At 60.1% G+C, this 4,857-nt stretch carries 5 protein-coding genes; all 5 read left to right on the forward strand.

Translation table 11 applies throughout. The features are described 5' to 3' along the window. Positions 1-815, forward strand: an 815-nt coding sequence (locus ACIREA_RS26735) for a substrate-binding domain-containing protein (RefSeq protein ID WP_397385376.1), incomplete at its 5' end; no start/stop codon positions are given. Between the two features lie 14 nt (positions 816-829). After that, positions 830-1,753: an ABC transporter permease gene (locus ACIREA_RS26740; protein WP_397385377.1), complete on the forward strand. Its 924-nt coding sequence runs from the start codon at positions 830-832 to the stop codon at positions 1,751-1,753. A gap of 5 nt (positions 1,754-1,758) precedes the next feature. Further along, entirely contained in the window at positions 1,759-2,763 is a 1,005-nt protein-coding gene (locus ACIREA_RS26745; RefSeq protein WP_397385378.1) for a nucleoside hydrolase, read from the forward strand. Continuing rightward, a complete protein-coding gene (locus tag ACIREA_RS26750) occupies positions 2,760-3,755 on the forward strand; it encodes a nucleoside hydrolase (protein WP_397385379.1) in 996 nt (331 codons plus the stop codon). Before ACIREA_RS26745 ends, ACIREA_RS26750 begins: the two co-directional genes overlap by 4 nt. Then, positions 3,755-4,636, forward strand: a complete 882-nt coding sequence (locus ACIREA_RS26755) for a ribokinase (protein ID WP_397385380.1) — start codon at positions 3,755-3,757, stop codon at positions 4,634-4,636. The genes ACIREA_RS26750 and ACIREA_RS26755 overlap by 1 nt, the downstream gene beginning before the upstream one ends. Positions 4,637-4,857 lie beyond the last annotated feature (221 nt).

Raw genomic sequence — 4,857 nt, forward strand, 5'->3', positions numbered from 1 at the left:
TGGCGAATGAGTTTTTTCAAACGATGGCCGAAGGGGCGAAGAAGCACCAGGCGGCGCATGCGGGTGATTACGAACTCCTGGTGAACGGCATCAAAAACGAGACGGACCTGGCCGAGCAGGTGGGGCTGGTGGATCAGATGGTGTCGCAGGGAGTGCAGGCCATCGTCATTGCACCGGCGGATTCGAAGGCGCTGGTCACGGTGCTGAAGCGAGCGAAGGAGGCGGGGGTGCTGGTCATCAACATCGACAACAAGCTGGATGCGGACACGCTGAAGCAGGCGGGGCTGAGTATTCCGTTTGTAGGTCCTGACAATCGTGCTGGAGCAAAGGCAGTGGGAGAGGTGCTGGCGAAGAAGCTCAAGGCGGGTGATGAGGTGGCGATCATCGAAGGGGTGACCACGGCCTTTAACGGGCAGCAGCGCAAGGCGGGCTTTGAAGACGCGATGAATGCTGCGGGCATGAAGATCGTGGCGTCACAGAGCGGACAGTGGGAGATGGAGAAGGCCAATGGCGTGGCTGCGGGAATCCTGGCCGCGAATGCGAATTTGAAGGCTCTGCTGTGCGCCAATGACAACATGGCCCTGGGGGCTGCGGCTGCGGTGCAAGCTGCGGGCAAGGCGGGGCAGGTGCAGATCATCGGGTTTGATAATATCGCTGCGCTGAAGCCGCTGCTGGCGGATGGGCGTGTGCTGGCCACGTGTGATCAGCATGGGGATCAACTCGCGGTGTTTGGCATTGAGGCGGCGCTGAAAGTGCTGAAGGACAAGGCGACGCCTGCGGATCAACAGACGCCGGTGGATGTGGTGGTGAAGTGACCTCTTTTTTCATCATGCGCCGCTGGACCGACTTCTTCATCCTCATTGCCGTGCTCGCGGCGATGATCGTGCTCTTTGGGCTGATGCGGGACAGCTTTTTCAGCATGGGTACGCTGGGGACGGTGGCGAATCGCATCCCGGCGCTGGCGCTGGTGGCCACGGGGATGACGCTGGTGATGGTGACGGGTGGCATTGATCTTTCGGTGGGATCGCTGCTGGGATTCTGCGGCGCGGTGACGGGAGTGCTGATGGCGGATCTGCATTGGGGGCTGGCACTGGCGGTGCTCGCGAGTGTGGGTGTCGGAGCGGTGATCGGCAGCACGACGGGGGCGGTGAGTGTGAAACTGCGGCTGCCCTCGTTTATCGTTTCGCTGGGCATGCTGGAGATCGCGCGTGGGCTGGCGTTCCTGACGACGAACTCGCAGACGAAGTACATTGGCGCGGATATTGAAGCCCTTGGTGCACCGTTTGGCGGGCTGGTGATTTCGCCTGCGTTTGTGATCAGTCTGCTGGTGGTGGCGGCGGGGCAGGTGATGCTTTCGCAGATGGCCATTGGGCGGCATTTGATTGCCATTGGTGCGAATCGAGAAGCTGCGCTGGTTTCCGGGCTGTCGGTGGATCGTCCGCGCATTTTTGCGCATGCATTGCTGGGTGCGCTGACGGGGCTGGCGGCGGTTTTTAACTGCTCGCGGCTTGGGTCTGCTGATCCGAATGCGGGCACAGGTTTTGAGCTGGGTGCTATTGCTGCGGTGGTGGTTGGCGGCACTAGTTTGATGGGCGGGCGGGGATCGGTGGTGAAGAGCTTCATGGGCGTGCTGATCATTGCCACGCTGGAGGCAGGGCTGATTCAGGTGGGAGCTACGGAGCCGGTGAAGCGTGTGGTCACGGGGCTGGTTATTGTCGCTGCCGTGCTGGCGGACACTTGGAGGAGAAAATAGAATGCATGAAATCGATCGTTTTTTTACTGCTTCTGGGTGCCTCGGCTTTCGCTGAAAAACCGCGCATCATCTTTGACACCGACATCACCGGAGATGTGGATGACGTGCTGGCGCTGACGATGTGCCACACGCTGGCGGACCGAGGTGCGTGTGAGTTTCTCGGGGTGACGATCTCGAAGGACAATCCGCTCACGGCGAGTTTTGTGGATGCGCAGAACACGTTTTATGGACGGCCTGATCTGCCGATTGGGGTGACTAGTGATCCGACGGCGCAGAAGCGTGCGAGCAGTTATTTGAAGCTGGCGGATTCACTGGACTATCCGCATGATTTGAAGAAGAACGACGATGCGCGTGAAGCGGTGGACCTGCTGCGTGAGCTGCTGGCGAAGCAGCCGGACGGGAGTGTTTCGATCATCAGCGTGGGCATTGCCTCGAACATGGCGAACTTACTGAAGTCGAAGGCGGATGCGCATTCTCCGCTCGATGGCCCCGCATTGATCCGGCAGAAGGTGAAGATGCTGTCCATCATGGCGGGAGCGTTCGCCTTCTGCAATCATACGAACTACCACCTGGAGGCGAACGTCATCAATGGCATCGGCTTCATGCAGACGGTGGCGAATGAGTGGCCGGAAGAGGTGCCGGTGCACTGGAGCGGGTATGAGATCGGCGAGGCGCTGCCGTTTCCGCGGGCAAGCATCGCGCAGGATTTTGGCTATGTGCCTCATCACATCGTGAAGGAGGCCTATCTGCTGCACAGCGGACCGGCGCATGACCGGCCGTGCTGGGATGAGAGCAGTGTGCTGCAGGCGGTGGTTCCTGAGCGCGAATTTTTTGGCCTTTCTGCCCAAGGGCGCGTGCGTGTGGGCGCTGACGGTTTCACACGATTCATGCCACCAGGCAAAGATGGCAAAGGCGGCAAACGCGACCGATTTCTCACCCTGACTTCAGCGCAGCAGGCCCGCGTGCTGGAGGCCATCGTTCAAACCACTGTGCAACCACCCAAGAAATGAAAAAGCTCATCACCCTATTCCTCTGTGCGCTCTGCGGCCTGTCCCCGGCAGCGCCGGTCAAACTCATCTTCGACACCGACATGGGCAATGATGTCGATGACATGATGGCGCTGGCGATGATCCACAATCTGCAAAAGCGCGGCGCGTGCGAACTGCTGGCGGTGACGATCACGAAGGATCATCCGCAGGCGGCGGCGTTTGTGGATGCGGTGAACACGTTGTATGGATATCCCGACACGCCGATCGGCGTGGTGCGTGACGGTGCGGCGAAGGAGGCGGGGAAGTTTAATCTGCTGGCGGACGAGAAGAACGCTGATGGCAACCTGCGATATCCGCATGATTTGAAGAGCGGTGCGGATGCGCCTGAAGCGGTGGAGTTGATCAAGAAGGTGCTTGCTGCGCAGCCAGATGGCAGCGTGGTCATCGCGCAGGTGGGCTTTTTCACCAATCTATCGCGTTTGCTTGATGCTCCGGGTGGGAAGGAATTGATCGCGAAGAAGGTGAAATTTCTGAGCATCATGGCGGGGGCTTTCCAGACAGTGCAGTGGGACACGCGACACCTGGAGTACAATGTGAAGCTGGATGTGCCGGCGGCGCAGAAGCTTGCCAAGGAGTGGCCCACGCCGGTGGTGTGGAGCGGGTATGAGATCGGTGTGGCGGCGGCGTTTCCGCATGTCGTCATCGAAGAAGATCTCAACTACATCCCGTATCATCCGCTGAAGGAAGCTTATTATTTGTACAATCCGCCGCCGCATGATCGTCCGACTTGGGACCCGACGGCGGTGCTGTATGCGGTGCTGCCAGAACGCGGCTCCTTTGATCTTTCGCCGCCGGGAAACGTCGTGGTGGAAAATGATTCGGCCACGTTGTTTCGTGCGGGCAAGGGCGGCAAAGGGAAGCACCGCTTTTTGGTGATGAGCGCGGAGCAAACCGCGCGTGTGCGCGAGGCGATTGTGCAGCTCAGTGTGGAACCTCCAGCCGCCAGGAAGTGATGGCAGAGAAGCGCCCCAGAATTGTCGTCGTCGGTTCGCTGAATGTGGACCACACGCTGCGTGTGCCGCACATCCCTGCGCCTGGAGAGACGCTCGCGGCGAGTGGCATGCTGACGTGCTTTGGTGGGAAGGGTGCGAACCAGGCCGTGGCGGCAGCGCGTGCAGGCGGTGCGGTGAGCATTATTGGCTGTGTGGGGCTGGATGACTTCGGGGCGCGATATTTGGAGGCGTTGGAGAGTGAGGGCATTGATACGACGGGCGTTTTGCGTTCGGCAATGCCCACGGGATCGGCCTTCATTGCGGTGGATGATCACGGGGAGAATTCCATCATCGTGAATGCGGGGGCGAATCATGCGATCACGCCGGAGGATGTGGAGAAGCATGCCGGATTGATTCGTGGGGCGGATGCGCTGCTGCTGCAGCTTGAGTGTCCGCTGGCGGTGGTGCAACGAGTTGCGGAAATCGCGCGTGATGCGGGTGTGCGGGTGGTTTTGAATCCGTCGCCGTTGAGTGAGGTGTATCTCGCGGCGCGATTTGCGGTGGATGTGTTGATTGTGAACGAGGGTGAGGCGGAGCAGATCACGCCCAGCCGAAATTTGACTGAGGCGATGTGCAGGCATTTGATCATCACGCGTGGCGCGGAGAGCACGCTGAGCATCACTGAAAATGGGGTGATGGAGATCGCGCCGCCAAAGGTGACGCCGGTGGATACGGTGGGCGCGGGAGATACGTTTGCGGGGGCGTTTGCCGTGGCGAGTGGCGAGGGAAGAGGAGATGCGATTGGTTTTGCGAATGCAGCGGGTGCGCTGGCGACGCTGAAGGCGGGAGCGCAGCCTGCGATTCCGACGCGGGGGGAGATTGAGGGGTTTATGCGGCGGTGAAGGGTGCTTGCCAGAGTGGCTGGCAAAAGCGTTCCAAGTGATGCGGGCACTCTTGCCTGCAACGTATGCCCCGAGACGTTCGCATTGCGGGCAGGAGTGCCAATAGTGTTCGGCACAGCGTTTGAGGTGGGGCGATGTGACAAAAATGTTGCTGTACCTTTGGGCGAAGGGTGGCATGAAGTTGCTGATGGCTGCAGCCCGAGTCCCAGCCCCCAAGATTG

This window comes from Prosthecobacter sp., assembly GCF_044373815.1.
GTDB lineage: Bacteria > Verrucomicrobiota > Verrucomicrobiia > Verrucomicrobiales > Verrucomicrobiaceae > Prosthecobacter.